The following is a 25,011-nucleotide window of genomic DNA, read 5'->3' as shown; positions in this document are numbered from 1 at the left end:
GCCGTCATCCCTCTCGTTCTTCGGCCACTGCGGCAATCTGGTTGCGGCACAGAAACCATCCGCCGACGAGCAGCGGTGCGATGATCAGGATCGACGCGATGGTCCAGGTACCGACCGGCTTGTCGAACGCCATCAGAATCAACACGGCGAGGAGGAAGACCAACGTCGCGATACCGGTGTAGGGAGCGCCGAACATCCGGAACTTCGGCCGGGCGAGGTCTCCCGAGCGAGAGCGCGACCACAGCTTCAGTTGACACAGAATGATCACCGCCCATGCGCTGATGATACCGAGGGCCGCGAAGTTCAACACGATCTCGAACGCCTGTGCCGGTACTGCAGCGTTGAGTCCGACGCCGGCGAGCGCCACCAACGCTGTCAGAGCGATTCCGCCGTAGGGAACTCCGGCCTTGTTCATCCGAGCCGCGAACTTCGGTGCGGATCCGGCGACGGCCATCGAGTGGAGGATGCGGCCCGTCGAATACAGCCCGGCGTTCAGCGAGGACAGTGCTGCGGTGAGCACCACGAGGTTCATGATGGCGTCGGCGCCCTGCACGTCGATCGCGCCGAAGAACGTGACGAACGGACTTTCCCCTGCGTGATATGCGCTGTACGGCAACAGAAGCGACAGCAGTAGCACCGAACCCACGTAGAACACCAGGATCCGAACGATCACCGTGTTGATCGCCTTGGGTATGACCTTCTCCGGGTTCGCGGTCTCTCCCGCCGCGGTGCCGACGAGCTCGATCGACGCATACGCGAACACGACGCCCTGCACCACGACGATCGCGGGCAGCAGCCCGTTGGGGATCAGTCCGCCGTTGTCGGTGATGACCGACAAGCCGGGAGCCTGACCGTCGATGGGAGTTCCGAAGATGACGTAGTACACGCCGACGACCAGGAAGGTGACCAAGGCGAGAACCTTGATGAGCGCGAACCAGAACTCGAGCTCTCCGAAGACCTTGACCGACACCAGATTCAGACCGAGTACGAGAACCAGGCCGATCAGCGCGAAGACCCACTGGTCCACATCTCCGAGTGGCGCCCAGTACTTCTTGAAGAAATTCATGTACAGCGCAACCGCTGTCACGTCGACCACGGCCGTCATGGCCCAGTTCATCCAGTACAGCCAGCCGGCCGCGAACGCCATCTTCTCCCCGAAGAATTCGCGTGCGTAGGACACGAAGCTTCCCGACGACGGTCGGTGCATCACCAGTTCGCCGAGCGCGCGGAGGATCAGGAAAGCGAAGAACCCGCAGAGAGCGTAGACGAGCACCAGGGCCGGACCGGAGTCGTGCAACCGTCCGCCTGCGCCCATGAAGAGGCCGGTTCCGATCGCACCTCCGATGGCGATCATCTGAATCTGTCTCGGTACCAGAGCTTTACGGTATCCGAGGTCTTCCGAATGTCGAGTGTCGACTGTCATGTGCGGCTACCTTGTCGAAGTTTCGGGGGCATCGGCGTGCGGTGCAGGCGCGACGCGGAGATTGGCGAGATGTTGCGGGCTGAGCAGACGATCCAGTTCTTCACGGGCCAGTAGCTTCTTCTCGAGCACGAGGTCGACGACATTGCGGCCACTGACCAACGCCTCCTGGGCGATCGTCGTGGACTCGGCGTAGCCGAGGTACGGGCTCAGTGCGGTGACGAGGCCGATGGAGTTCTCCACACGCTCACGGAGCAGATCGGCGTTGGCGGTGATGCCGTCCACGCATCGGGTCGCGACGGTACGGCAGGCTGCGCCGAGATGGGCCATGCCTTCGGACAGCGACTTCACGATGATCGGTTCGAAGGCGTTGAGCTGCAGTTGCCCTGCCTCGGCGGCCATGGTGATGGTGACGTCGTGGCCGATCACCTCGTAGGCCACTTGGTTGAGCACCTCGGGAATCACCGGGTTGACCTTGCCCGGCATGATCGACGAACCCGCCTGCATCGGAGGCAGATTGATCTCGTTCAGGCCGGCCCGAGGACCCGAGGACAGCAGCCGCAGGTCGTTGCAGATCTTGGACAGCTTCACCGCGATCCGCTTGAGCACACCCGACAGGTGCACGAACTGACCCACGTCCTGCGTCGCCTCGATCAGATCGGTCGCCGTGACCAGCGGAAGTCCTGTCTTGGTGCGCAGATGCTCGCACGCAGCCGCGGTGTATCCGTCGGGCGCGTTGAGACCGGTACCGATGGCCGTTGCACCGAGATTGATCTCGTGCACCAGCAGCGCGGCTTCCTCCAGCCGCGAGCAGTCCTCGTCGATCATGATCGCGTACGTTCCGAACTCCTGACCGAGAGTCATCGGCACCGCGTCCTGCAACTGCGTACGTCCCATCTTCACGACGGTGGCGAACTCGGATGCCTTGCGGCGGAACGCGTCGCGCAGGAATTTCATGGACTCGATCAGCTCGTGCGCCGCGTAGATCGTCGCGATGTTCACGGCCGTCGGGTACACGTCGTTGGTGGACTGACTTGCGTTGACGTGCTCGTTGGGGTGCAGGTGGCTGTAGTCACCGTGCGCATGACCGAGGATCTCGAGCGCACGGTTGGCGATCACCTCGTTGGCGTTCATGTTGGTCGAGGTGCCCGCGCCGCCCTGAACGACATCCACGACGAACTCGTCGTGCCACTGCCCGCCCAGAATCTCGTCGCATGCCCGACGGATCGCGTCGCTTCGGGTGGCGTCGAGAATCCCCAGATCCTCGTTGGCAGAGGCCGCGGCCCACTTCACGGCGGCCAGGCCGCGAATCAGATGAGCGTTGGTACCGATCGAACGGCCCGTGATGGGGAAGTTCTCCAGGGCGCGCAGGGTGTGTATGCCCCAGTACGCCTCCGCGGGTATCTCGCGTTCACCGAGAAGGTCCTTCTCGATTCGAGTCTCCACCACGTCCTGCTCCTTCTGATGTCCGGCTGTCCGGCTGTCTGACAGGTTAGAGTGTGAACCAAGACACGTCCGCCCGTCAACCGTCACCTTGACTCGCCCGCCGCAGGAAGAGGACTATTCAGACATGAACCTGTCGGACAGCTGGGCGGTCAGTCAGCCGACCGCAACGAGACTGAGCGCGGCAGAAGCCGTCTTCGCCGACATCCGCGACGCAATCGTCGCCGGCCACATCGCCATCGGCGAACGACTCCCCGCCGAGAGCGCATTGGCCACCCGATACGCCGTCAGCCGATCCGTGATCCGCGAGGCACTTCGATCGTGCAATGCACTCGGACTCACCGAAACCAAAACGGGTCGAGGCACTTTCGTCACCCGAGATCGCGTCACCGGCGATCTCGACATCGGCAACTACGACGCCCGCGAACTGATGGAAGCCCGCCCCCACGTCGAAATCCCGTCGGCCGGCTGGGCAGCCGAGCGCCGAACCGACGAAGACCTGGCCGTCCTCGAAGGGCTCACCGACGAAATGCGAAGCGAGGACGACCACCACGCCTGGGTACTGCTCGACGGCCAATTCCACACCGCCATCGCCCGAGCCAGCAAGAACCGCGTCTTCGAAGCGATCATCGTCGACATCCGCGGCGCGCTCACCCGTCAGTCCGAGACCCTCAACCTCGTCGCCCGACGCCAGCAGAAATCCAACGTCGAGCACGACCTCATCGTCGAGGGCATCCGATCGGGCAGCTACGAGGAAGCCGCCGAAGCCATGGCCGCGCACCTCGACGCCGTCCGGGGCGCTGTGGAATCGCTCCGCCGTTAGCTCCAGCTCTCGTTCCAGTCACGCGCGAACATGAACGCGCCCTCGGTTCCCCAGCACGTGATGCCGAACATCTCGTCGGACTCGCACACCACACCGACCGCGGACAACACCTGACCGTACTCGAGCACTCGAGGTTCGTCGGCCGTGTAGATCCCTTGCGTCGTGCAGATGTGTTGCGTCCCGCCGTCGTTCACTCGCACTGCGTACTTGTCGTTCTCGGCATTGGTGCATGTGCGGCCTTCGAACGGCGCGACACTCGTCTTGGCCTGACAACCGACCTGGCCTGCGGGTGATCCCCCGGCCCAGATCCCGCACTGAATATTTCCCGACGGGGTGGTGAAGTTGTACCGGCCGAGATCGGTCGCGAACAGTGCCGGGTCGACATTGCCGGAATCCAGGCTCGGTCGGGGCTGATTCCACGGGAACAGATCCGACGCTTCCTCCGGAGCAGGCGCCGTGGGAACGATGACGATCTCCTGCTCGGGCTGCGCAGGTCCGGACGGCGGCTGCTCGGACGTCGGCTGGTCGGACGTCGGCTGGTCGGACGTCGGCTGTTCCGACGTCGACTGGGGCGCTACGCTCGTCGTTTCCGACGCTGCAGCGCCATCCGGCTCCTCGCTACTGCAGCCGCTCACGGCTAGAACAGCAGCCACAGCGGCAACGACGACGGCAGACCGTGCGGCGATCATGAACACTCCTCGTCCCAAGACAACCGGGCGCCGTCTCGTCTACCCGTCCTATCGGTCTGCTTTACGAAGCCATTAACCGATCACGGATAACGATGACGACTCGAATCGGTTACTCCTCGGGTTCCGTCAGCCCTTCCCGCTCGTCCCGCTCCGCCCATTCCAGCAACGGATCGAGCGAGAACACCGCCTCGTCGATGCCGTCGTGCAGGTCGCCGAGTTTCGCGAACCTGTCCGGCACAGTGAAGATCGTGAAGTCACGCGGATCGACGTCCGGAACTTCGTTCCAGGAAATCGGCGTCGACACCGTCGCTTGCTGATTGCCTCGCACCGAGTAGGCGCTGGCAATGGTGTGGTCCCGCGCGTTCTGGTTGTAGTCGACGAACAGCTTCGTCGGATCGCGGTCCTTGCGCCACCACACCGTCGTCACGTCGTCGGGGGCGCGGCGTTCCACCTCACGGGCGAACGCGAGCGCAGCGCGTCGAACATCCTTGAATCCGTACTCCGGCGCGATCCGCACGTAGATGTGAAGCCCATGTCCGCCAGATGTTTTCGGCCAGCCCGTCGCACCCAGGTCTTCGAGGACCTCGGCGGCGACGCCGGCGACTCGGCGAACCCGATCGAACGGGCAGTCCGGCATGGGATCGAGATCGATGCGCCACTCGTCGGGCATCTCCACGTCCGCGCGCCTGGAGTTCCAGGGGTGGAACTCCACCGTCGACATCTGCACAGCCCACACGACGTGCGCCAACTCGGTGACGCACAGTTCGTCGGCGGTTCGGTTGTAGCGCGGGAACGTCACGCGCACGGTCTCGAGCCAGTCCGGGGCGCCGTTCGGCACACGCTTCTGGTGAACCTTGTCCCCCGCCAGACCCTTCGGGAACCGATGCATCATGCACGGCCGCTCCCGTAGAGCACGGACGATGCCATCGCCGACGCCGAGGTAGTAGTTCACCAGATCGAGCTTGGTGGCCCCGCTCTCGGGGAAATACACCCGGTCGGGGTTGGAGACACGCACGATGCGCTCCCCCACCTCGAGTTCGATCGCCTCCGACGCTGCTGCCATTCCACGAGCCTAGACATCCAGGGCCGGACTGCACACAAACCGCCGCCCGACGCCACATCCGGCCCTGCGAACCCGATCTGTGTGCACTCGGGTCCGTCACTCCGGTTGTCCACAGCATGTGGACAACCCGAAATCCGAATCGGATTTTTTTGCAACGGTATTCGGATGACTATTCGAACACGGGGGCAATGGTCGGCAGTCGGGTACAGCAAACGTCGAATTTCGCAGATGCACCGGGTACTTCCCACGGTCTACTCGTCGGCGGCGCCCACTTACCTCGACAGGTGTACGGCCGTCGCCCTGTGGAAGCCCACTGCGATCCTCAGCCATTCGTCCGCAGCCTGGCTGTGGGGGCTCCTGCCGACCGAGCCGCCGATCGTCGAGGCAACGGTGCCCATGTCCGCCCAGGTCAGAGCACCGAGCTGGGTGACGCTGCATCGACGTGTCGTCCGGCCGAGCACACGACACGGCCTGTCGGTGGTCGGGATCGAACAGGCGATGCTGGATGTGGCGGTCGACATGGCCCGACCCGAACTGGAGGCGCTGTTCGACTCCGCCATCGGCACGCGCGTGCACTGGAAACGTCTTGCGCTTCTCGTCGAGCATTCGCGTGGGCGTCATGGGGTCGTCGCAGTCCGGGAGCAGCTCCGCACGTGCTGTCCGCTCACCAGATCCGAACCCGAGCGGATGGTGGCTCGCGCCCTGGTCGCGCGCGGATTTCGTCTCGAGATCAACACTCGAATCGGGAGGTACTACGGCGATCTCGTGTGCAGACGGGGACGTGTCGTCATCGAGATCGACGGTCGCGAATTCCACATCGCAGCCGAGGTGTTCACCAACGATCGCATCCGTCAGAACTGGATGATCGACGACGACTGGCGGGTACTCCGGTACTCCGCGGCCTACGTCAACGCTCACCTGGACGAGGTAGTGGACGAGATCATCGGAGTGGTCGGACGCCGCAGGCGAAGCCGCCGTGCCTGAGTGCACACAAACCGCCGCCCGACGCCACATCCGGCCCTGCGAACCCGATTTGTGTGCATCCAGGGCACACGTACACCCGGGCCACCGCGAGCACGAAAAAGCCCGACCCCACCGAAGTGGAGTCGGGCCTGTTCGAGAGAGACAGACTAGAAGTCCATGCCGCCCATGCCACCGGTCGGGTCGCCTGCGGGCGCTCCGGCCTTCTCGGGCTTGTCGGCGACGACGGCCTCGGTCGTCAGGAACAGAGCCGCGATGGACGCTGCGTTCTGCAGTGCCGAGCGGGTGACCTTGACCGGGTCGTTGATGCCTGCAGCGAGCAGGTCCTCGTACTCGTTGGTCGAGGCGTTGAGGCCGTGACCGGACGGGAGGTTGCGGACCTTCTCTGCGACGACGCCGGGCTCGAGGCCTGCGTTGAACGCGATCTGCTTGAGCGGTGCTTCGAGGGCGACGCGGACGATGTTCACGCCGGTTGCCTCGTCGCCGTCGAGCTTCAGGTTGTCGAGTGCGGGCGAAGCCTGCAGCAGCGCGACGCCACCACCGGCGACGATGCCCTCTTCGACGGCAGCCTTGGCGTTACGCACTGCATCTTCGATGCGGTGCTTGCGCTCCTTGAGCTCGACCTCGGTCGCTGCTCCGGCCTTGATGACTGCAACGCCACCGGCCAGCTTGGCCAGGCGCTCCTGCAGCTTCTCGCGGTCGTAGTCGGAATCGGAGTTCTCGATCTCGGCGCGGATCTGGCTGACGCGTCCGGCGATGGCGTCGGAGTCGCCCGAGCCCTCGACGATGGTGGTCTCGTCCTTGGTGATGACGACCTTGCGTGCCTGACCGAGGAGCTCGAGGCCTGCGGTCTCCAGCGAGAGGCCGACCTCTTCGCTGATGACCTCGCCACCGGTGAGGATGGCGATGTCGGCGAGCTGAGCCTTGCGGCGGTCACCGAAGCCGGGAGCCTTGACGGCAACGGACTTGAAGGTGCCACGGATCTTGTTCACGACGAGGGTGGAGAGAGCTTCGCCCTCGACGTCCTCGGCGATGATGACGAGCGGCTTGCCCGACTGGATGACCTTCTCGAGCAGCGGCAGCAGGTCCTTGACCGTGGAGATCTTGGAGCTGACGAGCAGGATGTACGCGTCTTCGAGGACGGCTTCCTGGCGCTCTGCATCGGTGGCGAAGTACGCCGAGATGTAGCCCTTGTCGAAGCGCATGCCCTCGGTGAGCTCGAGCTGCAGGCCGAAGGTGTTGGACTCCTCGACCGTGATGACGCCTTCCTTGCCGACCTTGTCCATGGCCTCGGCGATGAGCTCGCCGATGGACGGGTCGCCTGCGGAGATACCAGCGGTAGCAGCGATCTGCTCCTTGGTGTCGATCTCCTTGGCGGAAGCGAGCAGCGACTCGGTTACGGCTGCGACAGCCTTCTCGATGCCGCGCTTCAGGCCGAGCGGGTTCGCGCCGGCCGCGACGTTGCGCAGGCCTTCACGAACGAGTGCCTGGGCGAGAACGGTAGCGGTGGTGGTGCCGTCGCCTGCGACGTCGTCGGTCTTCTTGGCGACCTCTTTGACGAGCTCGGCGCCGATCTTCTCGTAGGGATCCTCGAGCTCGATCTCCTTGGCGATGGAGACGCCGTCGTTGGTGATCGTGGGGGCGCCCCACTTCTTCTCGAGCACGACGTTGCGACCCTTGGGGCCCAACGTCACCTTTACTGCGTCGGCGAGGGCGTTGAGGCCTCGCTCGAGGCCACGGCGTGCCTCTTCGTCGAACGCGATGATCTTGGCCATTGCGAAGTGATCCTCCGGATTGGGGGTGACACGCAGAGCGACCGTGTTCAGTCGCTCTTCTGCACTTGCTCGGCCGAGTTCGGTGCCCGCGACGGACGACCAGGGGTGTCGATGATTCCCAGCCTCACCGTCCCGACCTGGCACTCACAAGGCGCGAGTGCCAACTGCATTTCTAGCACTCGACCATGGCGAGTGCAAGGTCGTCACCGAAGTGTTCGCCTACGGCGCAGAAGACCGGCCGAGTCCGACGCCTGGGCAAAGCTCGAGCAGATGCTCACCCTTTCACGCACTGTTTACATGCAGGCGCGTTGTTTACATTGCACGCCTTTCGGCTCGATGCGATCCGGAAATAACGTTCGGAGACAGCAACATTCGCCACTAGCTCATTTCGGACAAAACACCCATACACGCATCGACAGCAAGGATCGTCACATGTCCGATTCGGTCGACACGAAGTACGACAACTCCGCCATGGACCACGAGGAGGAGGGCTACCACAAGGGTCTCAAACCTCGCCAGCTCCAGATGATCGCCATCGGTGGCGCCATCGGCACCGGGCTGTTCCTCGGCGCGGGTGGACGACTCGCCAGCGCAGGCCCCGGCCTGTTCCTCGCCTACGCCCTGTGCGGCATCTTCGTCTTCTTCATCCTCCGCGCCCTCGGCGAACTGGTGCTGCACCGCCCGTCGTCGGGATCGTTCGTCTCGTACGCCCGTGAGTTCTTCGGCGAGAAAGCCGCATTCGTCGCAGGCTGGATGTACTTCCTCAACTGGGCCATGACGGCCATCGTCGACGTGACGGCCATCGCCACCTACATGCACTACTGGGGATCGTTCGAGGTGATCCCGCAGTGGGTCATCGCACTGATCGCGCTCGTGCTGGTCATGAGCCTCAACCTGGTCTCGGTGAAGTGGTTCGGCGAGATGGAGTTCTGGGCCGCGATGATCAAGGTCGTCGCACTCGTGACGTTCCTGATCGTCGGCATCGTCTTCCTCGCCGGACGCATCCCCGTCGGCAGCGAGATGCCCGGCATCAGCCTCATCACCGACAACGGCGGGCTGTTCCCGTCGGGCGCGTGGCCGCTGGTCATCGTCATCTCCGGCGTCGTGTTCGCGTACGCCGCCGTCGAGCTGGTCGGCACCGCCGCCGGTGAGACCGAGAACCCGGCGAAGATCATGCCGCGCGCGATCAACTCGGTGATCGCACGTATCGCGCTGTTCTACGTCGGCTCGCTCGTCCTGCTGGCGCTATTGCTCCCCTACACGGCATACGCAGCAGGAACATCGCCTTTCGTGACGTTCTTCTCGAGCATCGGTCTCGGCGGCGCGGGCACGATCATGAACATCGTCGTGCTCACTGCTGCTCTGTCCTCACTGAATGCCGGCCTCTACTCGACGGGTCGCATCCTGCGCTCGATGGCCATGAACGGCAGCGCTCCCGAGTTCACCAAGAAGATGACCAAGGGCGGCGTTCCGTTCGGCGGCATTCTGCTCACCTGCTTCATCACGCTGTTCGGCGTCGCACTCAACGCCATCGCCCCGGGTGAGGCCTTCGAGATCGTGCTGAACATGTCCGCCCTCGGCATCATCGCGAGCTGGGCGACGATCGTGCTGTGCCAGATCCAGCTCTACCGCTGGTCCAAGAAGGGCATCCTCGAACGTCCGAAATTCCGTCTGTTCGGCGCCCCGTACACGAGCTACGCGACGCTGGTGTTCCTCTTCGGGGTGCTGGTTCTGATGGCCTTCGACGCCCCGATCGGGTCGTGGACGATCGCCACCCTCGTCGTCATCATCCCAGCACTGATCGGCGGATGGTTCCTGGTGCGGACGAAGGTCCTCGCCGTCGCCGAGGAACGTCTCGGCTACACCGGGCAGTACCCCGTCGTCGCCAACAGACCACTCGACGACGATCCGGACAACTGACGGGCCGGACAATCAGAACCTCCGACGCCACCCCGCCCCGAAGGGCGACTTTCGGGGCGGGGGCTCCGGAGCGGGAGCAGCAAGGGCGTCGGCGACGGCGTTGCTGAGTTCCGTGCACGTCGCGAATCGATCTTCCGGCTTCTTGGCCAGCGCGGTCGCGACGACGCCGTCGAGACCCTTCCGTAGGTCTCGTCGGCGCGCGGTCACCGACGGAGGCGACGCGTTCAGCTGAGCGTCCGTGATCGCGAGCGGCGTCGCGAGGGGATACGGGGGCTTGCCGGTGAGCAATTCCACGAGCGTTGCGCCCAACGCGTAGACATCGGTTCGAGCGGACAGGCGCTCACCACGAAGAAGTTCCGGTGCGGCGTACTGAATGGACGCGAAGACCGACCCACCTCGCGCCACCGGCCCGGCGTCGAGGAATCGCGCGATCCCCCAGTCCGACACCATCACCTGCTCGAAACCGCCACGCGGTTCGGTACTGATCAGGATGTTCGACGGTTTCACGTCGCGGTGCAGTACGCCCTGAGTGTGGGCGTAGTCCAGACCTTTCGCCACTTCGCTGACGATGCGGGCAGCTCGGTCGACGTCGAGGGCGATCTGGCCGCGTGCGACGAGCCGCGCTGCGCTGTATCCCTCGACGTAGTGCATCGTCATCCACAGTCGACCGCCGAACTCACCGTGGGCGTGCACGGACACGATGTTCGGATGGTGCAGCCGCGCCGCGATCTTCGCCTCCATGACGAATTTCGCCCGGAGCTGCTCGTCTCCCGAGGCGTCCTCGTCGAGAATCTTGAGGGTCTCGCGCCCTTCGACGAGGTAGACCTCACTCATCCCACCCACCCCGAGCAGCCGCTCGACCGTGTACCCGGCGAACGTCCGTCCCGGCGACAGGCGGCCGGGGGTCATGGCGAGATCGGCACCGACGGCTCGTCTCGCGCCGATGACCGGGCGAGTGCAACAGTGGCCGCGACCATCGCGACGAGAGCGACCACGAGGACCACACTGCCGCCTCTTCCGGTGGCGAGGTACTCGCCGAGGACCACGAACCCGAGAGCCGACGCCACCACCGGTTCCATCACCGTGGTGGCGGGAAGCGAGGCCTGCAGAGCGCCGGCTTGAAATGCGGACTGCTGCAGGGTGATCGCCGCGACCGCCACGGCTATCAGCGCGTACAACTCGACGGAGGTCAACAGAGGAACGACTCCGCGGCTCACGAGGTGGACCACGCCCTTGGTCAGCACGGCGGCGACGCCGAACAATGCACCCCCGGAGATGCCGAGCAGCAATGCTTTTCGAGGACCGCTCGCCTTACGTGACGCAAGGACGCACAGCGCGACGAACGGTAGTCCGATCAGGCAGACGACGATCCAGTGCCGAGCCTCGGCCCTCTCCACTCCGGGCTTCGGGTCCCCGACCACGACGAGAATCGCCACCGAGGCGGTCAGAGCTGCGGCCCACATCCACTCGGTGGCGGAGATCGTCCGATGTGCAAACCGTGCGCCGAGCGGAAGCGCGAACAGCAACGACAGCACCAGCAGAGGCTGGACCAGGAGCAGCGATCCCATCCCGAGCGCGGCCGCCTGGAGCGCGTAGCCGAGGATTCCGACGACGGTCCCCACCCACCAGATCGGCTGCTTGACCAGCGACCCGATGGGCCCCAGTGCACCGTTGGACTCCACCGGGACCTGCGCTGCCGTGCGCTGCCGAACCACTGTCCCGACTGCGATGCACAGCGCTGCACCGAGTGCGAGGACCACCACCGTCGTTGTTTGCGGCACGACGAAACATTAACGGCAGATCGCCACGTCAGCGAGTTCTCGGTCGAACGCCGAATTCGCTCGAGTCGAACAGGTCGGTTATCGTGTTTACCGGCACTTGACCAATAGAACGCATAAGTAAGAGAAACGACATGTGGTCGGCCCGGTCTCGACTGCATCGGTAGCCGCCCATGATTCGGATACGAAAATCGTGAGGACGGAAGACTCGACGTGAATCTGGACAAGAAGCCCAACGCGGTGAAGGAAGCGTGGGACGGGCTTCGAAAGCCCGTGTTCATCCCCGCCTCCATCGTCATCTTCGTGATGATCGCCTTCGCCGTGATCTACTCCAGCACTGCTGCCGACGCGTTCTCGACGCTGAATTCGGCGATCACCGACGGCGTCGGCTGGTGGTACATACTCGCGACGACAGGATTCGTCGTCTTCGCCGTGTACTGCGGTGTCAGCCGCGTCGGAAACATCCGACTCGGACGCGACGACGAGAAGCCCGAGTTCGGGGTGCTGTCCTGGTTCGCGATGCTGTTCAGCGCGGGCATGGGCATCGGCCTCGTCTTCTACGGTGTCGCCGAGCCCCTGTCGCACTACGTCGTTCCACCGGAGGCCGGTGGAGTCGCCGGGTCGACGGACGCCGCAGCGAATCAGGCCATGGAACTGACACTGTTCCACTGGGGCCTGCACGCGTGGGCGATCTACGTGGTCGTCGGCCTCGGCCTGGCGTACATGACGTACCGCAAGGGCCGGCCGTTGTCGGTGCGTTGGCTACTCGAGCCGTTGCTCGGGCGTAAGCGGATCGAAGGCGGTATCGGCCATGCCATCGACGCGGTCGCGATCATCGGAACACTGTTCGGCGTCGCGACGTCCCTCGGCTTCGGTGTCCAACAGATCTCGGCCGGCCTCGAGTACCTGGGCTGGGTCGACACCAGCAACTGGGTCACCGTCCTGCTCATCGCAGGCATCACCGGCATCGCCACGTACTCGGTGGTCTCCGGCGTCAAGCGCGGCCTGAAGTGGCTGTCCAACATCAACATGGCGCTCGCCGCCGGGTTGGCCGTCTTCGTGCTGATCGCAGGCCCGACGCTGTTTCTCATGCAGTCCTGGGTGCAGAACCTCGGCGGGTACATCCAGGCCATGCCGGAGCTGATGCTGCGCACCTCCCCCTTCTCCGACGACGGCTGGGCCGGCGCGTGGACCATCTTCTACTGGGGTTGGTGGATGAGCTGGGCGCCCTTCGTCGGCATGTTCATCGCGCGCATCTCGCGTGGACGCACCATCCGTGAGTTCGTCTTCGGTGTTCTGCTGGCCCCGACGATCATCGGTTCGCTGTGGTTCACCATCTTCGGCGACGCAGGCATTCTTCGTCAGCGCGAGCAGGGCGATCTCCTCGTCGACGGCGCGGTGAACACCAACACCTCGCTCTTCCAGTTGCTCGACGGCTTGCCTCTGGCCACGATCAGCAGCTTGCTCGCGATCTTCGTCATCGTGTTCTTCTTCGTCACGTCCTCGGACTCGGGATCGCTCGTCATCGACATCCTGTCCACCGGAGGCGATCTGGAACCGCCGAAGATCACGCGCGTCTACTGGTCGATCCTCGAAGGCACCGCGGCGACGATTCTGCTTCTCGTCGGCGGCGCCGGGTCACTGACCGCACTGCAGACGATGTCCATCGCGACGGCCGTTCCGTTCTCGATAATCCTCGTGCTGGCGTGCGTGTCCATGTTGAAGGCGTTCCGATACGACGTCGCGACGACCCCGCGGTACGTCCGGGTCACCGCGACACCCACAGCAGACGGCGACAGCTCCGGTACGAACGCGGACACACAGAAACGTCGTCGGGGAGCCGGTATCTCGTCGACGTTCTCGGGCCTCGGACCGTCGCAGATCGGTGTGGCCACGCCCACCGACGGCGCAGTCGTCCTCGCCGTGCACGAAGTGTCGACAGAATCGCTCGAGGTCGATCCCGATACCGGCGCAGTGGAGTACTCGGCGGACAGCGGTCCCGTCGACCCGCTCGGAGGCGAAGTGTTCGACACTCCCGAATTCGCCGATTCCCACGAGGGACAGACGCAGTCGAATTCCTGAGCGAGAAGTAGAAAAAGGGGCCCGGTTCGACCGGGCCCCTTTTTCGTGTCTTCCGGCGGCGACAGGTTGTCGTGGACCCGGACAGTGAGCGCGCCGACTATTTCCCAGACGGCGGGTGGAAGGCCATACTGGTCGTCGACATCGGACACCCCGGTGAAAACCCATGGTTCGATCGCCTGTCGCGATCGGATCCCGCCGACACACTCGATTGGGCCTGACCACCATGTTCGCTGCAACCGTTGTCGTTTCGATCTTTCTTGCCGTGTCACTGACCTTCTCCGCAGTCGGCAAGTTGACCAAGAATCCGTCCGTCATCCCCATCATGGAGAAGGTCGGCGTTCCGGCGGACAAGATTCCTGTCCTCGCTTACCTCGAAATCGCCGGCGGCGTCGGCCTGATCGTCGGACTCTTCTGGTGGCCCATCGGAGCGGCCGCAGCCGTCGGCGTCATCCTGTACTTCGTCGGGGCCGTGATCTCGCACCTTCGGGTCAAGGACACCGCAGGCATCGGACCGTCGGCCTTCCTGACGGTCGTCGCTGTCGCAGCACTGGTCCTGCGTTTACTGACCGTCTGACCATTCGTACTGCATCTGCCGAGCGGTGCTCGTTGCGACGTCCGGACTCACCAGTCGCGAGACCAGGTGCAGCGCCAGGTCCAGTCCTGCACTGATGCCCGCGGACGTCGCGATGTCGCCGTTATCGAGATACCGGACACCCTCGCGGACATCGAGACTCGGCCACCGCCGCCGGAGGTCGTCGACGTCTTCCCAGTGCGTCGTCACCGGACGTGCATCCAGCACCCCGGCGTCGGCCAGCAGAAACGCACCGGTGCACACCGACGCGGTCACTTCCGTTGTGCCGAACTGCGTGTGGATCCACGCCGCAGCGGCCGCAGGTACCTCGTCGACGACACCACCCGGCACGAGCACCACGTCGTAACGCCTGGTGTCGTCGATCGTGGTGTCCACCGCGATGCGCATGCCACCGCGGGCATGCACCGGACCGTCGTCGACTCCGACGAGCACCACGTCGAACGCGCGCACTCCCCCGTCGCGCGTGGTGATTCGGTTCGCCACCGAGAAGACTTCGAACGGCCCGCATGCGTCGAGCACCTCGACGTCGTCGAACATCAGAATGGCGAGAGATCGCGTCATCGCACGATCATCGCAGGACCTGCTGCCCAGTGCTCAGCTACCGGACGCAGCGATGGCGGGGACGACGATCGCCACCGCCAGCGCGGCGTTCACATCCTGCACTGCCTTCCGGACGGCCTCGCCCGCCCAGTCGCCCTCGGCGATGTCCTTCGCTCGACGTTTCGCCGCTCGCTTGTCGGCGGCAGGCAACACCTTGTGGACAGCGTCGATCGCGGACAACATCGACACGACAGCCGATATCTCCGGCAACGGCGTCGTACCGTCGACGATCGCGCTGTGAATCCACTGGATCAGCCATGCTGTGCGTGTGGTGTCACGGGCAGGCCAGGACGTCGTCGGGAACAGGCCGAGGATTCTGTCCTCGTGCTGTGTGACCGCACCTCGATGCGCCAGGCGGAGACCGATCTCCTGTTTCAGGTTCTTGTGGAGCTTCTCGATGACTTTCTGCGGTTTCGGCGGGTTGTTCTCGGTTCCGATGAACGCGTGGACCCGCGCGAGAAGCGGATCCTGCGGGGGCGGCCCCGACACCACGAGCCTGCCGTCCTTGACCGCTTCACCCTTCGCGGTGATGCGTACGGCGCCGTTCATGGCCAGCTCGAGCACCAACGCACCCGCCAGCACACGCGGGAATTTCGTACTGTCGACGATCGGCTTACCCGTCACGTCGTCGACCAGAACCAGAAACAGATCCTCCGCGATCAGAGTCATGTGCCGAGCGTACCCACCACGTACGGATACGACAGCTCGATCATCTTCTCCAACACCGCCGAGTCGACGTCGGCGAGCTTGTTGACGTACAGACATCCGGCCCCGGGCTTGTGTTTGCCCAGTTCGTTCAGCAGTGCCTGGGATTCGGGAGCGTACGTCAACCCGTACAGCACGAGATAGGTCCTACGGGGCGAGAAGCCGACCGCGAGTGCGTCGCCTTCCCGGCCACTGTCGTATCGGTAGTGGTACCGGCCGTAACCCACCATCGACGGACCCCACATGACGGCAGGTTCCCCGGTGACACGTGTGAACAGCCGGTGCAACGCCAACCCGTCGGCGCGGCGCACCGGATGCTCGACGCTCTCGAGCCACGCGACCACGTCCGTCGCCGTCGGCCCGGTCTTGCTCTCGCTCATGTCAGTTGAGGTAGTTCTGCCACCCCGACGGCACGCGGTCCGCGGGCCCCGGCGTCGACTGATCGAGCGGATGATGCTGCGGCGGAGCAAGTTCAGGCCCGTCGTACATCTGCTCGTCGGCGTAGCTGTAGTACCAGCTCTCCCCCGGTTCGAAGCTTCTGATGAACTGATGGCCGGTGCTTTCGGCGTGCTTGCTCGCATGCTGCGACGGAGACGAATCGCAACACCCGACGTGCCCGCACTGCGCGCACCGACGAAGGTGGAACCACCAACCGTCGCTGGTCGAACATTCGAGACACCCCGGTCCCGACGGCTCGGCGGTGACATCGATTCCAGGAATCGGCTCGGTCATGACTCCCCCTCTGTCGCTTCGGTTGTGGGCTCTGCTTCGGTTGCCGGCTCGATGGGAAGCCTGACGACGAAACGCGTGTTTCCCGGCTCGGATTCGACACGTAGGTCGCCGTGATGCTTCTTGACGACGATGCGCCACGAGATGTCGAGGCCGAGGCCGGTTCCCTCACCGACCGGTTTGGTGGTGAAGAAGGGCTCGAAGATTCGTGAACGGATGTTCTCCGGCACTCCGGGCCCGGTGTCGCCGATCTCGACCAATACGTGGTCGTGATCGAGTCTCGTTGCCACGGTCAGTGTTCCGGCCCCGTTCATCGCCTGCACGGCGTTGTCGACGAGGTTGGTCCACACCTGATTCAGTTCCGCCGCGTAGGCGGGAATCGGAGGCACTGCCGGGTCGTAGTCCTTGACCACCGAAATGTCGTCGCCGATCTTCCGTGCGAGCATCACCAGAGTGCTGTCGAGCAGTTCACGTAAGTCGATCGTCTGGTACGGCGCTCGATCCATCTGCGAATACTGTTTGGCCGCACCGACGAGCGTCGACACCCGGGTCGTCGAATCGGCGATCTCGTTCATCAGCAATTCGGTCTCGACGGTGTAGTTGAGCCAGCGGATCGCACCTTCGAGCGTCTTTGACTCGTCGACGGTGGCCGCGACCTTGTCCAGCCACGCGATGTCGAGGCCTGCCTGCACGAACGTCGGAGCCAGATCCCACCCACCCGCGATGCCGTGATCGTCGAACCAGTCCCCCAGTTCGTCCTCCGCATCCGACGCCTCGAGCGGCGACAGCTTGGGAGCCTTCGCGACCAGCTCGACGGCTTCCTCCTGCAATCCGACGAGGGAAGTCAGCGACGCCGGGTCGAGCGAACCGTTCGCGATCATCTTCAGCTTCTGGCGCATGTGGGCGACCCGATCGCGCAGCGCATCCGTCGCCCGTACCGCTGCCGCGGCCGGATTGTTCAGCTCGTGCGTCAGGCCGGCGGACAACGACCCGAGCGCCAGCAGTCGCTCACGCTGGTCGACGATCTGCTTGGTGTTGAGCGCACCGACGAACAAGCCCTCGAGCAGATGCAGCGCCATCGGAAACCATTCCTCGACGATCTCCGCGAAACACGCCGCGTCGAGCACGAAGAACCGCGATGTCTCGGTCACACGCATCGAACTCGGGTACGTCTGCGGCACCCGATCACGCAGATACGCCTGCCACGCACCGGCGTACACCCCGCGCTGAGACGTCCGGCTGATCACCATCTCCTCGCCGCTGGAGTTCTTCGTCAGCACCAACGAACCGTCCATCAGCACGTAGAAGCACGTGGCAGGTTCACCCTCGCTGAACACGGGCCCTGGCTCGATGATCTCGATGTGCCCCTCGTGGCACAGCTTCTCCACCTGCTCGTCCGACAACTTCTCGAACAGGAACAGCGTCTTCAGCTCCTCCGGACTACACCGCAGCGATCCGGGGTCGCTCTGCACGCTCACGGGTTCGCCAGGTATCTGTGCACCAGCATCACGGCCATCGCTCCCTCTCCCACAGCCGACGCGACGCGTTTCGCCGAGTCGGATCGCACGTCACCGGCCGCGAACACGCCGGGGACACTGGTCTCGAGATGGTGCGGCAACCTGTCGCGATCCCATCCCGTCGGTCCCTTGCCGTCGACCACCAGATCGGGTCCCGTGACGACGAAGCCGTGCTCGTCGCGCACCACGACACCGTCGAGCCACTCCGTCCGAGGTGCCGCACCGATGAACAGGAACAGGTACTGCCCGGGAACCGTCTCGTCGGTGTCCGTCACACGGTTGTGCAGGGTGATGGACTCCAGGTGATCGTCGCCGCCGACGCCCACGACCTCGGTGCACGTCCGTACCGTGATTCGCGGATGATCCTCGATCTGCTTGATCAGGTAGTACGACATCGATGCTTCGAGCGACTGCCCACGGATCAGAATTGTCACCGACTTCGCTCCGCGGGCCAGGTACACCGCTGCCTGACCGGCCGAGTTGGCGCCGCCGACGATGTAGACGTCCTGCTCCGCGCAGCGCGCGGCCTCCGTCATCGCCGATCCGTAGAACACTCCGCGGCCGGTGAACTTCTCGATGCCGGGCGTCGCCAACTGCCGGTACGCCACCCCCGTCGACAGGATCACGGTCTGAGCGTCGATGCTCCGACCGTCCGCGAACCGAATCGTCCGGGCCGAACCGTTGGCCTCGAGCCCGACGACGTCCTGCGTCGTCACCACCTCGGCGCCGAACTTCAACGCTTGCCGACGCGCACGCTCGGCCAACTGAGCACCGGACACGCCGTCGGGAAATCCCAGGTAGTTCTCGATACGGGAACTCTGTCCTGCCTGCCCACCCGTCGCGGTGCGCTCGATGAGCGTCGTGCGCAGTCCTTCCGACGCGCCGTACAGCGCCGCACCCAGACCTGCCGGTCCACCACCGATGACGACCAGGTCGTAGAACTCACCGGACGGTGTCGTCGTGAGGCCGAGATGATTGCCGAGTTCCGAGTCGGACGGCGCACACAGTGCTGTGCCGTCCGCAGTCACGATCACCGGGCACACGGTGTCGTCGACACCGGCCGACGTCAGCAGCCGCACCCCTTCGGGGTCGTCGGCCATGTACCAGCGATACGGCAGCTGATTGCGAGCCAGGAATTCCCGAACCTCCGACGACCTCGCGGACCAGCGGTGGCCGATCACCTTGGTTTCCTCCACCGGCCGGTGATCGCTGGACGCCCACGCCTCGAGCTGAGCGTCGAGCACCGGGTAGAGCTTCTCCTCCGGCGGATCCCACGGCTTGAGGAGGTAATAATCGAGGTCGATGACGTTGATGGCATCGATGGCCGCGTCGGTGTCGGCGTACGCGGTCAGCAGGACCCGGCGAGCCGCCGGATACAGGTCCATCGCCTGCTCGAGAAATTCCATGCCGTTCATCTGCGGCATCCGGTAATCGGCCAGCAGGATCGCGACCGGCTGGCCGCGCAGTTTCAGTTCTTTCAACGCATCGAGCGCCTGAGCACCGGACTCGGCCCTGATGATGCGGTAGTTCTCGCCGTAGTGGCGACGAAGATCGCGTGCGACGGATCTGGATACACCCGGATCGTCGTCGACGCTGAGAATTGCAGGCTTCATGACCCTCCCGGTCGGGCAGCTACTTGAAGACAAGTATGCCGCGCCGGACGTCACCGCGCCTTGGTGCCAGCAGGGGTGCCGGCAGGGGGTGTCAGACCTGCCCGCGCCGGATGAGGTCGATTTCCTGGGCGGTCAACAAGCGCTCGAGCTTTTCGCTCGGCCACTTCCTTGGACTTCCGCTCATCCGCGCCGATTCGAGCAGCGGCACGCCCGAGCCTGGACGACGCAAGATCGAATGAAGGTTCACGATCGATCACTCCGAACAAAATTCGTTTTGGCCTGATTCCTCGTTCGTTGCATCGCCCAGTCTTCGCCTCTCGTTACCGTTCGCGGGTGAGGCGCGCTGAAGAAGTTTCGACGCATGTGCGTTTCGTCGGGTTCGCAGCCGGGTAAAGAGATGGATTACCAATCGACAAGTCGGGGGCACGAAATGAGCGCAACAGGCGCCGCGGAAACGGTCCAGAACAACACGTGGTTCGAACGAGCAGCCCGGGCCGGTCACTTCGTCAGCGGGCTGCTGCACATCCTCATCGGCTACATCGCCGTTCGACTCGCCTTCGGGCAGGGCGGCAACGCCGACCAGTCCGGTGCGCTCGCCGAACTGGGCAGCAAACCCGGAGGTGCCATCGCACTGTGGGTCGCCGTCGTCGCGTTCGTCGCACTCGCACTGTGGCGAGTCATGGAAGCCGTCGTCGGCAAGAAGTCGGATCAGGACGAAGGCAGCGCGATGGACCGGCTCAAAGCCGCCGCCCTCGCCGTCGTCTACCTGGCGTTCGCCTGGTCCACCTTCGGCTTCGCCAAGGGCTCCGGACAATCGAGCGGTCAACAGAACGCAGGCATGACCGCGCGATTGATGGAGAACGGATTCGGCAAGATCGTGCTGATCGTCGTCGGACTCGTCGTGATCGGTGTCGGCGGCTACCACGTCTACAAGGGCGTATCGAAGAACTTCCTCGACGACCTGGAAGGCAACCAGAGCAAAGGCGTCGAGTATCTCGGCATCGCCGGGTACGCCGCCAAGGGTGCCGCATTGATCGGCGCCGGAGCACTGGTCGTCGTCGCGGTGTTCACCTCCGACCCCAGTAAGGCCACCGGCATCGACGGCGCCGTCAAGACGCTCGGTGAACAACCGTTCGGCCAGATACTCCTGGTCCTCGCCGGCGTCGGCATCGCGCTCTACGGCCTGTACGCCTTCGTCCTCGCTCGTCACGCACGCATGTGAGGGCCTCTACCCGTAGAGGGAGGTGAGTTCGGATCCGATTCGCGCGAGCTCGGCTCGCACCGAATCGGATTCGACGACCTCGAGCTCGGCACCCCAGCCCGCCAGGTGCTGGGCGATCATCACCGGCGTAGGCGCGGAGACCGTCGCCCTCAGCCGTCCGTCGACGACGTTCTGCACCACGCAATGTTTGCCGAACTGCGCCTGCAGCACCGACAGCAATCTCTCCGGGATCTCGACGACCGCCGACGTCGCGCGCTGCCGGTCTTCCACGGTCTCGACGACGGACGCCCACGCGTCGGCGAGATCGAAATCCGCCGGACGCGAGAACACCGTGTCGGTGGGCGCGACCTCGGACATCCGGTCGAGGCGGAACGTCCGCAGGCCGTGAGCCGTCGATGCGATCAGATACCAGTGCCCGTCCTTGTCCACCAGCCCGAGTGGACCGACCTCGCGGTGCCCGGGCCCGGTGTGCCCGAACGTCTTGTAACCGAACGTCACGTTCACTCGCCGAACCACCGCGCGCTGCAGCAGTCCGACATGCTCCGACCCTGCGGACAACTCCTGCCCCCAGCTGGCCGGATCGATCGTCGTCGCATCGGCCGCGGCTTGCGCGTCGACCCTGAAGGGTTCGGGTAACGCCTTCACCAGCTTGCGCACCGCGGCCTTGGCGTCCGGCGACAATGCGGCGCCCGGACCGACCAACGTGAACAAAGCCTGCGCTTCCGTGGAACTCAGTCCGGTCAGGTCCGTTCGTGCGCCACCGATCAGTTGCCATCCGCCGTTCCGACCCGGTTGCGGATAGACCGGGATACCGGCGGACGACAGCGATTCCAGGTCCCGGCGTGCTGTCGAGGCCGACACCTCCAGTTCTTCGGCGACCTCGGCGGCGGTGATCCGCCCACGGGTCTGCATCAGGAGAAGTGTCGCCACGAGCCGGTCTGCGCGCATGCAGGAAAGTATCCCTCCGAAAGTGCTCAGAAGATGAGCACTTTTGCGTGCATAGTCGACTCCACAACCACGAGAGAGGGAGAACGCAATGCTCAGAGGACTCAGCAACATCAGCTTCTACGCAGACGACGTCGACGCGGCAGGCCACTGGTACACCGACATCCTCGGAATCGCTCCGTACTTTCGCCGCGACAACCCGGACGGAACACCGGGCTACATCGAGTTCCGAGTCGGCGACTTCCAGCACGAACTGGGCATCGTCGACCGCAAATACGCGATCCCGGGAACCTCGAAGTCCGAATCCATCACCTTCTGGCACGTCGACGACCTCGCCGGATCGCTCGAGAAGCTCCTCGCCGCAGGCGCAACACTGCACGACGAGATCCGAGCCCGCGGCGAAGGCTTCGACACCGCATCCGTGGTCGACCCTTTCGGCAACGTCCTCGGCATCATGACCAACCCTCACTACCTGGAGATGCTCGGGCGGGCGTGACGTTCCCCGTGCTCGGTTACCGTCGGGGATCCCCGCCGGAACGGGCGGAAGTGCCACGCCACACCTACCCTGTCGACTACGTTTACCTGTAACTATCGGTTGCATCTACGGAGGAACACGTGAGCAAGACCCTCGAAGCCAGCATCGACGTCGACGCCAGTCCCGAGCAGGTGTGGAAGGTCGTCTCGGATCTGAAGCGCATGGGTGAGTGGAGTCCTCAGTGCAAGAAGATGAAGGTCTTCGGTGGCGATGTCCGCAAGGGCACGACGACGCTCAACATCAATCGGAAAGGCCTGCTGGTCTGGCCGACCACGGCGAAGGTCGTCGAATTCCAGCCGAACAAGGCCATCGCGTTCCGCATCGCGGAGAACAAGACGATCTGGTCCTACACACTCACCCCGTCGGCAACGGGAACCACCGTGGTGGAGAAGCGTGAGGCGCCGACGGGCACGAGCGCCGTGTCCGGCTTCCTCGTCAAGAACGTTCTCGGCGGCATCGAGCAGTTCGACGTCGAACTCGTCGACGGAATGAACAAGACCCTGCAGCGCATCAAGTCGGAAAGCGAGCGCGCTCGGTAAAATGTTTGACGAGTGAAGTTTCTGGGCAGCCCCAGTTGTCAAACGGCAACAAACAAAAAGGGGCATGACATGACACCCGCACTCGGTTTCATCGGTTGGATCGTCATCGGCGGCTTGGCCGGATGGATCGGTAGCAAGATCATGAAGACGGACGCATCGATGGGCATCATCTTGAACATCGTCGTCGGCATCATCGGAGGATTCCTCGGCGGCTGGTTGCTCAGCGTCTTCGGAGTTGATGTCAAGGGCGGCGGCCTGATCTTCAGCTTCCTCACCTGCCTGCTGGGCGCAGTGATTCTGCTGTTCATCGTCAAGGCTGTGACGGGTCGCTCGAGGACCTGACGGTCACTGCTCGTTCCCGGCTGCCGGGGCTTCTCACGTACTGTGTGAAGCCCCGGCAGTGTCCGTTTCAGGCACTGCCCCCAGAGATGTTCTAAGGAGCGAAGTGGCCCGCCGTCCAGCCCCGATCGGTCAACCACCCAGCAGCGGCATAGCGCATGTCGCCGAGCTGGTGAAAAACACCGTTCCGCCGCTGCATCCAGCAGGCCTTCCCTTCGTCGCCGGGCCGCTCGCGGTCGCTGCACTCGGCCGCAGGCACAAGTGGATCCGCCGGGCCGGACTCACCGCGGCCGGCGCGTGCGCCACGTTCTTCCGCCACCCCAGCCGCGTTCCGCCGAACCGTCAGGGCGTCGTCGTCGCACCTGCGGACGGGCTGATCACACTCGTCGACACCGCGGTGCCGCCCGCCGAGCTCGATCTCGGAACCGAGGCCGTTCCCCGCGTCAGCATCTTCCTCTCGGTCCTGGACGTGCACGTGCAACGCGTGCCCGTCGCCGGCGAGGTCGTCGAGGTCGTGCACCGCAAGGGCCAGTTCAAATCCGCGGACCTCGCCGAGGCGAGCGAGGTCAACGAACGCAACAGCATGCACATCCGCACCCCGTCGGGACACGATCTCGGAGTCGTGCAGATCGCCGGGTTGATCGCTCGACGCATCGTCAACAACGCGAAGGTCGGCGACGCCTTGACCATCGGTGACACCTACGGCCTCATCCGGTTCGGCTCCCGGGTGGACACGTACTTCCCTTCCGGTTCGACTCTGCTGGTCGAACCGGGCCAGCGGGCAGTCGGAGCCGAGACGGTGCTCGGCGAGCTTCCCCGATAGCCGGCGATGATCACCAGACGCGCCCGCCCGCCCGCAGCCGTCCGATTGCTGCCGTCCGTCGTCACCATTCTGGCGTTGTGCGCCGGCTTGTCCGCGGTGAAGTTCGCCCTGGACGGTCAGCTGGGAACCTCGCTGGCGATGATCGGCGCGGCCGCGATTCTCGATGCACTCGACGGCAGAATCGCCCGGTTGCTCGACGCCACCAGCCGCATCGGCGCCGAACTCGACTCACTCGCCGACGCCATCTCCTTCGGCGTGGCACCGGCTCTCGTGCTGTACGTGACGCTGTTGGAAGGTTCGAGCAGTGGATGGATCATCGCGTTGGTGTACGCGGTGGCGATGGTGCTGCGTCTGGCACGGTTCAACACTCTTCTCGACGAGGACGACTCACCCGGTTACGCCAGTGAGTTCTTCACCGGCGTCCCGGCGCCCGCCGGTGCGCTGATCGTGCTCACCCCGATCGCGGCGTTCCAGGAATGGGGTGACGGCTGGTGGTCGTCGTTCTACGTCGTCGTCGGCTGGACCGTGTTCACCGCGGGCCTCGCAGTCAGCCGCATCCCGACTCTCGCCCTCAAAACAGTCTCGGTTCCGCCGCGAATGGCAGCCGCGCTTCTGATTCTGGTGGCGCTGGCCGCTGCCGCGTTGATCACGTATCCGCTGGTTCTGCTGATGGTTCTCGTCGCGATGTACCTGGCGCACATTCCGTTCGCCGTTCGGTCGCAGCGCTGGGTCGCCGCCCGCCCCTACACCTGGGACGCCAAGCCGGCGGAGCGTCGAGCGGAGCGCCGGGCCATCCGCCGGGCGCCGGGCAACAACCGTAGGTCCGCAGCCAGGCTCGGCCTTCGTCGCCCGAAGAGCCCCCGATGAGCGAGACGTCA

General features: G+C 64.5%; 26 protein-coding genes. 11 read left to right on the top strand and 15 right to left on the bottom strand.

From position 1 onward, the window contains the following. Positions 1–4: 4 nt before the first annotated feature. Positions 5–1,423: an amino acid permease gene (locus CH290_RS05210; RefSeq protein ID WP_033188679.1), complete on the bottom strand. Its 1,419-nt coding sequence runs from the start codon at positions 1,421–1,423 to the stop codon at positions 5–7. Between the two features lie 6 nt (positions 1,424–1,429). After that, entirely contained in the window at positions 1,430–2,869 is a 1,440-nt protein-coding gene (gene aspA / locus CH290_RS05205; protein WP_020112574.1) for an aspartate ammonia-lyase, read from the bottom strand. Between the two features lie 121 nt (positions 2,870–2,990). Here aspA and CH290_RS05200 point away from each other — a divergent pair, with 121 nt between their 5' ends. Continuing rightward, complete coding sequence (locus tag CH290_RS05200; protein ID WP_019666605.1) at positions 2,991–3,686, top strand: FadR/GntR family transcriptional regulator; 696 nt, start codon at positions 2,991–2,993, stop codon at positions 3,684–3,686. Here CH290_RS05200 and CH290_RS05195 read toward each other — a convergent pair. Both CH290_RS05195 and ligD read right to left on the bottom strand, forming a co-directional pair. Beyond that, on the bottom strand, positions 3,683–4,375 hold the full coding sequence (locus CH290_RS05195) for a hypothetical protein (protein WP_230620904.1): 693 nt from the start codon (positions 4,373–4,375) through the stop codon (positions 3,683–3,685). The genes CH290_RS05200 and CH290_RS05195 overlap by 4 nt on opposite strands. A gap of 109 nt (positions 4,376–4,484) precedes the next feature. After that, positions 4,485–5,438: a non-homologous end-joining DNA ligase gene (gene ligD / locus CH290_RS05190; RefSeq protein ID WP_020112577.1), complete on the bottom strand. Its 954-nt coding sequence runs from the start codon at positions 5,436–5,438 to the stop codon at positions 4,485–4,487. Between the two features lie 165 nt (positions 5,439–5,603). Between ligD and CH290_RS05185 the strand changes: the two genes are divergently transcribed. Continuing rightward, a complete protein-coding gene (locus CH290_RS05185) occupies positions 5,604–6,422 on the top strand; it encodes an endonuclease domain-containing protein (RefSeq protein WP_052083091.1) in 819 nt (272 codons plus the stop codon). Between the two features lie 146 nt (positions 6,423–6,568). Here the strand turns inward: CH290_RS05185 and groL are convergent, their stop codons facing one another. Continuing rightward, entirely contained in the window at positions 6,569–8,194 is a 1,626-nt protein-coding gene (gene groL / locus CH290_RS05180) for a chaperonin GroEL (protein WP_026348058.1), read from the bottom strand. A gap of 432 nt (positions 8,195–8,626) precedes the next feature. Between groL and CH290_RS05175 the strand changes: the two genes are divergently transcribed. Further along, complete coding sequence (locus CH290_RS05175; protein ID WP_019666610.1) at positions 8,627–10,114, top strand: amino acid permease; 1,488 nt, start codon at positions 8,627–8,629, stop codon at positions 10,112–10,114. Between the two features lie 12 nt (positions 10,115–10,126). Here the strand turns inward: CH290_RS05175 and CH290_RS05170 are convergent, their stop codons facing one another. Next, entirely contained in the window at positions 10,127–11,023 is an 897-nt protein-coding gene (locus CH290_RS05170; protein WP_033188682.1) for a serine/threonine-protein kinase, read from the bottom strand. After that, the gene (locus CH290_RS05165) at positions 11,020–11,895 is read right to left on the bottom strand and encodes a DMT family transporter (protein ID WP_033188683.1); all 876 of its coding nucleotides are present in this window, start codon (positions 11,893–11,895) and stop codon (positions 11,020–11,022) included. Before CH290_RS05165 ends, CH290_RS05170 begins: the two co-directional genes overlap by 4 nt. Positions 11,896–12,105: 210 nt before the next feature. Between CH290_RS05165 and CH290_RS05160 the strand changes: the two genes are divergently transcribed. Beyond that, positions 12,106–13,974, top strand: coding sequence for a BCCT family transporter (locus CH290_RS05160; protein ID WP_019666613.1), 1,869 nt, complete (start codon positions 12,106–12,108; stop codon positions 13,972–13,974). A 163-nt stretch (positions 13,975–14,137) separates the two neighbouring features. Further along, complete coding sequence (locus CH290_RS05150) at positions 14,138–14,548, top strand: DoxX family protein (protein ID WP_230595777.1); 411 nt, start codon at positions 14,138–14,140, stop codon at positions 14,546–14,548. On the opposite strand, the gene CH290_RS05145 is transcribed toward CH290_RS05150, so the two are convergent. The 7 genes from CH290_RS05145 to CH290_RS30500 form a co-directional block, all read right to left on the bottom strand. Next, entirely contained in the window at positions 14,534–15,127 is a 594-nt protein-coding gene (locus tag CH290_RS05145; protein WP_033188684.1) for a DJ-1/PfpI family protein, read from the bottom strand. The genes CH290_RS05150 and CH290_RS05145 overlap by 15 nt on opposite strands. Before the next feature lie 33 nt (positions 15,128–15,160). Then, positions 15,161–15,835: a GOLPH3/VPS74 family protein gene (locus tag CH290_RS05140; RefSeq protein WP_019666615.1), complete on the bottom strand. Its 675-nt coding sequence runs from the start codon at positions 15,833–15,835 to the stop codon at positions 15,161–15,163. Further along, positions 15,832–16,251 carry a DUF1801 domain-containing protein gene (locus CH290_RS05135; RefSeq protein ID WP_033188685.1) on the bottom strand — a complete coding sequence of 140 codons (420 nt, stop codon included), beginning with the start codon at positions 16,249–16,251 and terminating at the stop codon, positions 15,832–15,834. Before CH290_RS05135 ends, CH290_RS05140 begins: the two co-directional genes overlap by 4 nt. Before the next feature lies 1 nt (position 16,252). Next, on the bottom strand, positions 16,253–16,603 hold the full coding sequence (locus CH290_RS05130; protein WP_019666617.1) for a UBP-type zinc finger domain-containing protein: 351 nt from the start codon (positions 16,601–16,603) through the stop codon (positions 16,253–16,255). Continuing rightward, complete coding sequence (locus tag CH290_RS05125; RefSeq protein WP_019666618.1) at positions 16,600–18,078, bottom strand: ATP-binding protein; 1,479 nt, start codon at positions 18,076–18,078, stop codon at positions 16,600–16,602. The genes CH290_RS05130 and CH290_RS05125 overlap by 4 nt, the downstream gene beginning before the upstream one ends. Then, positions 18,075–19,730: an NAD(P)/FAD-dependent oxidoreductase gene (locus CH290_RS05120; RefSeq protein ID WP_033188686.1), complete on the bottom strand. Its 1,656-nt coding sequence runs from the start codon at positions 19,728–19,730 to the stop codon at positions 18,075–18,077. Before CH290_RS05120 ends, CH290_RS05125 begins: the two co-directional genes overlap by 4 nt. Before the next feature lie 91 nt (positions 19,731–19,821). Next, positions 19,822–19,977: a hypothetical protein gene (locus CH290_RS30500; RefSeq protein ID WP_155290417.1), complete on the bottom strand. Its 156-nt coding sequence runs from the start codon at positions 19,975–19,977 to the stop codon at positions 19,822–19,824. Positions 19,978–20,160: 183 nt separating this feature from the next. Here CH290_RS30500 and CH290_RS05115 point away from each other — a divergent pair, with 183 nt between their 5' ends. Then, positions 20,161–20,952, top strand: a complete 792-nt coding sequence (locus tag CH290_RS05115; RefSeq protein WP_019666621.1) for a DUF1206 domain-containing protein — start codon at positions 20,161–20,163, stop codon at positions 20,950–20,952. Between the two features lie 6 nt (positions 20,953–20,958). Here CH290_RS05115 and CH290_RS05110 read toward each other — a convergent pair whose 3' ends face one another. Continuing rightward, positions 20,959–21,900, bottom strand: a complete 942-nt coding sequence (locus CH290_RS05110; protein ID WP_033188687.1) for a helix-turn-helix transcriptional regulator — start codon at positions 21,898–21,900, stop codon at positions 20,959–20,961. An 88-nt stretch (positions 21,901–21,988) separates the two neighbouring features. On the opposite strand from CH290_RS05110, the gene CH290_RS05105 reads away from it, so the two are divergent. The 5 genes from CH290_RS05105 (at position 21,989) to pssA (ending at position 25,000) form a co-directional block, all read left to right on the top strand. Beyond that, positions 21,989–22,393, top strand: a complete 405-nt coding sequence (locus CH290_RS05105; protein ID WP_020112582.1) for a VOC family protein — start codon at positions 21,989–21,991, stop codon at positions 22,391–22,393. Between the two features lie 119 nt (positions 22,394–22,512). Then, positions 22,513–22,971 carry an SRPBCC family protein gene (locus tag CH290_RS05100; RefSeq protein ID WP_020112583.1) on the top strand — a complete coding sequence of 153 codons (459 nt, stop codon included), beginning with the start codon at positions 22,513–22,515 and terminating at the stop codon, positions 22,969–22,971. A gap of 69 nt (positions 22,972–23,040) precedes the next feature. Then, the gene (locus CH290_RS05095; protein ID WP_019666625.1) at positions 23,041–23,313 is read left to right on the top strand and encodes a GlsB/YeaQ/YmgE family stress response membrane protein; all 273 of its coding nucleotides are present in this window, start codon (positions 23,041–23,043) and stop codon (positions 23,311–23,313) included. Positions 23,314–23,416: 103 nt separating this feature from the next. Beyond that, positions 23,417–24,133 carry a phosphatidylserine decarboxylase gene (locus CH290_RS05090; protein ID WP_026348061.1) on the top strand — a complete coding sequence of 239 codons (717 nt, stop codon included), beginning with the start codon at positions 23,417–23,419 and terminating at the stop codon, positions 24,131–24,133. A gap of 6 nt (positions 24,134–24,139) precedes the next feature. Beyond that, positions 24,140–25,000, top strand: a complete 861-nt coding sequence (pssA, locus tag CH290_RS05085; protein ID WP_019666627.1) for a CDP-diacylglycerol--serine O-phosphatidyltransferase — start codon at positions 24,140–24,142, stop codon at positions 24,998–25,000. The last annotated feature ends 11 nt before the right edge of the window (positions 25,001–25,011 follow it).

This window comes from Rhodococcus sp. 06-156-4 (assembly GCF_002259345.1).
Taxonomy (GTDB): Bacteria; Actinomycetota; Actinomycetes; order Mycobacteriales; family Mycobacteriaceae; genus Rhodococcoides; species Rhodococcoides fascians_E.
This window is presented reverse-complemented; position numbering and strand designations above follow the sequence as displayed.

What these genes read in the sequence shown, in the direction of transcription:
- CH290_RS05210 (WP_033188679.1), bottom strand. Translation starts at nt 1,423, where the DNA reads ATGACAGTCGACACTCGACATTCGGAAGACCTCGGATACCGTAAAGCT.
- CH290_RS05200 (WP_019666605.1), top strand. Translation starts at nt 2,991, where the DNA reads ATGAACCTGTCGGACAGCTGGGCGGTCAGTCAGCCGACCGCAACGAGA.
- CH290_RS05195 (WP_230620904.1), bottom strand. Translation starts at nt 4,375, where the DNA reads ATGATCGCCGCACGGTCTGCCGTCGTCGTTGCCGCTGTGGCTGCTGTT.
- ligD (WP_020112577.1), bottom strand. Translation starts at nt 5,438, where the DNA reads ATGGCAGCAGCGTCGGAGGCGATCGAACTCGAGGTGGGGGAGCGCATC.
- CH290_RS05185 (WP_052083091.1), top strand. Translation starts at nt 5,604, where the DNA reads ATGACTATTCGAACACGGGGGCAATGGTCGGCAGTCGGGTACAGCAAA.
- groL (WP_026348058.1), bottom strand. Translation starts at nt 8,194, where the DNA reads ATGGCCAAGATCATCGCGTTCGACGAAGAGGCACGCCGTGGCCTCGAG.
- CH290_RS05175 (WP_019666610.1), top strand. Translation starts at nt 8,627, where the DNA reads ATGTCCGATTCGGTCGACACGAAGTACGACAACTCCGCCATGGACCAC.
- CH290_RS05170 (WP_033188682.1), bottom strand. Translation starts at nt 11,023, where the DNA reads ATGACCCCCGGCCGCCTGTCGCCGGGACGGACGTTCGCCGGGTACACG.
- CH290_RS05150 (WP_230595777.1), top strand. Translation starts at nt 14,138, where the DNA reads ATGGTTCGATCGCCTGTCGCGATCGGATCCCGCCGACACACTCGATTG.
- CH290_RS05145 (WP_033188684.1), bottom strand. Translation starts at nt 15,127, where the DNA reads ATGACGCGATCTCTCGCCATTCTGATGTTCGACGACGTCGAGGTGCTC.
- CH290_RS05140 (WP_019666615.1), bottom strand. Translation starts at nt 15,835, where the DNA reads ATGACTCTGATCGCGGAGGATCTGTTTCTGGTTCTGGTCGACGACGTG.
- CH290_RS05135 (WP_033188685.1), bottom strand. Translation starts at nt 16,251, where the DNA reads ATGAGCGAGAGCAAGACCGGGCCGACGGCGACGGACGTGGTCGCGTGG.
- CH290_RS05130 (WP_019666617.1), bottom strand. Translation starts at nt 16,603, where the DNA reads ATGACCGAGCCGATTCCTGGAATCGATGTCACCGCCGAGCCGTCGGGA.
- CH290_RS05120 (WP_033188686.1), bottom strand. Translation starts at nt 19,730, where the DNA reads ATGAAGCCTGCAATTCTCAGCGTCGACGACGATCCGGGTGTATCCAGA.
- CH290_RS05115 (WP_019666621.1), top strand. Translation starts at nt 20,161, where the DNA reads ATGAGCGCAACAGGCGCCGCGGAAACGGTCCAGAACAACACGTGGTTC.
- CH290_RS05110 (WP_033188687.1), bottom strand. Translation starts at nt 21,900, where the DNA reads ATGCGCGCAGACCGGCTCGTGGCGACACTTCTCCTGATGCAGACCCGT.
- CH290_RS05105 (WP_020112582.1), top strand. Translation starts at nt 21,989, where the DNA reads ATGCTCAGAGGACTCAGCAACATCAGCTTCTACGCAGACGACGTCGAC.
- CH290_RS05095 (WP_019666625.1), top strand. Translation starts at nt 23,041, where the DNA reads ATGACACCCGCACTCGGTTTCATCGGTTGGATCGTCATCGGCGGCTTG.
- pssA (WP_019666627.1), top strand. Translation starts at nt 24,140, where the DNA reads ATGATCACCAGACGCGCCCGCCCGCCCGCAGCCGTCCGATTGCTGCCG.